2 protein-coding genes are annotated in these 2,279 nt (G+C 65.0%); one reads left to right on the forward strand and one right to left on the reverse strand.

Going from position 1 to position 2,279, the window contains the following annotated elements; genetic code table 11:
- The coding region (locus AC1DHD_RS15770) for a hypothetical protein (RefSeq protein WP_476880615.1) at positions 1-1,380 on the forward strand (1,380 nt) is incomplete at its 5' end.
- Between the two features lie 66 nt (positions 1,381-1,446).
- Here AC1DHD_RS15770 and AC1DHD_RS15775 read toward each other — a convergent pair.
- The coding region (locus AC1DHD_RS15775) for an ABC transporter permease (RefSeq protein ID WP_476880616.1) at positions 1,447-2,279 on the reverse strand (833 nt) is incomplete at its 5' end.

Raw genomic sequence — 2,279 nt, forward strand, 5'->3', positions numbered from 1 at the left:
GCGCAAAAGCTATGGGCCAAGGTGACGCTGTCCGCACCGGGCTTCACCTCCGTAGAATTCACCTCAGCCCAAGTCACCGGCGGCAACGGGAGTTTCTCGGCGGCGCCGGTCCCGACCGTCAGTGGTGTCGCCAGGGTGGGCCAGGTGCAGGGTGCCAACGCCGGCACGTGGACGCCGACTGGTGCAACATTGTCGTACCAGTGGTACCGCGGAACGGGAGCCATCTCGGGCGCCGTCAGCCGCACGTACACCACGACGGCTCTCGATTACGGCAAGTCGCTTAAGGTCAGGGTGAGGGCAACCAAGCCCGGTTACACAACGCTGGACCGTTTCTCGGCTGCTCGCTCGATTGCAGCCGGCACGATTGCGGCCACGAAGTCACTGGCAGTAACCGGAACCCACCGCTACGGGCAGACAGTCAAAATTTCCCAAGGGTGGACGCCCGGTTCGACTATCCGTTACCAGTGGTATCGGAACGGCGTCGCCGTCAGGGGCGGGACCGGTTCCGCCCTTCATCTGAGCAGCGGCTACATCGGTGCCCGGGTGAATGTGAAAGTGACAGTATCCAAAGCCGGATACACCACACGATCGGCTGCAACCCGGTCGATCACCGTCGGCAAGGCACTCATTAGTCTCCGGACGGCTCCGAGGGTCACCGGAGCAACCTCTCTCGGGGCGACCCTGACAGCCTACGTGGGCACCTACTCGCCGGCCCCGTCGGCCTACTCCTACCAGTGGTACCGCAATGGCGTCGCGATCTCAGGCGCCCGCTACCGCACGTACCGGCTGTCGTCGGCGGATAATGGCCGTTCCATCACGGTCCGCGTGTCCGCGAGTCGGACGTACTCTGAAACGCGGGTCACCATGAGTCCGGCGCTGAAGGTCCCCGTATGGCCGGTGACCGTCCTCAGGGGCGACGGTACTTACAGAGTGGGTACGAGCATCAAGCCGGGGTTGTACAAGGCGACGGGGACCGGTAGCGGATGCTACTGGGAGAGGCTCAACGGGTTCTACGGCAGCCTGGACGAGATCAATGCCAACTACTTTGGTACCGCCCGAACATATGTCCAGATCGCCCCTGGTGACGTCGGATTCCGTACCTCTGGCTGTGGCTCATGGACCACCGTTCCGTCAACCGGGGCCAGGTCCACCCGAGTTACGGCGGACGGTACCTACCGAGTCGGCATCGACATTTTGCCAGGGACGTACTACGGGTACGGCGCCGGAGACTCCTGCTATTGGGCGACACTCAGCGGATTGGGGGGCAGCTTTGAAGAGATCATCGCGAACGACTTTGGTCCGGCCCGGACGATCGTGACAATCCCTTCGGGTGCCAAAGGTTTCGAGGTCCACGGCTGCGGCACTTTGACCCGCGGCTGACGGTACGCAACAGAGAGCCCGACGGCGAGTTTCGCCGTCGGGCTCTCTGTTCAGTCGGGCCCGAACCTACCGCGTGCTGCCGGCCAGCAGTCCCCGGCGCCGGAGCAGGCGCTTCTCGATCGGGCCGAAGACCAGCAGTTCGATGAGGATTCCGACGCCGAGGATCAGCAGGATCGCGGCCATCACGATGGTCATGTCGGACAGGACGCGGCCCTGGTCCAGCATCGAGCCGAGGCCAAAGCCGATGGTGCCGCCGACGGCGATGATCTCAGCGGCCATCAGGGAGCGCCAGGAGAACGCCCAACCCTGCTTGAGTCCGCCGAGGTAGCCGGGCAGGGCCGCCGGCAGGATGACGCGCAGGGCCAGTTGGAGGCGGGAGGCGCCCAGGACCTTGCCGACACTCCGGTATTGCGGCGGGATCTGATCGACCCCCGAGATCAGCCCGTTGATGATCGAGGGGATGGCGCCCATAAAGACCACAAAGTAGACGGTGGCGTCGGTGATGCCGAACCAGAGGATGGCGGCCGGCACCCAGGCCACCGACGGCAAGACCTGCAGCCCCGAAATCAGTGGACCAAAGGCGCGCCGCAGGGGTGCCACCTGGGCCAGCAGCAGCCCCACCGGGGTGGCGATGACCACACTGATCAGGAAGCCGGCCACTCCGCGCTGCAGCGATGTCAACACCGCCTCCTGGAGTTTACCCTCGCCCCAGAGTGTGCCGATCTGGCCCACGACATCCAGCGGCCCCGGCACAACGTCGCGGCGTTTGAAACCCAGCGACACGTACAGCTGCCACAGGATCACCAGGACCGCGAGGGCGGCCACCGGCAACAGGATCCGGGTCCAGTCGATGCGGACCTTCCGGACGGCGTCGGACTGCAGGGAATCCAGGCCCGCCT

The organism is Arthrobacter sp. 05L45_2 (genome assembly GCF_056397525.1).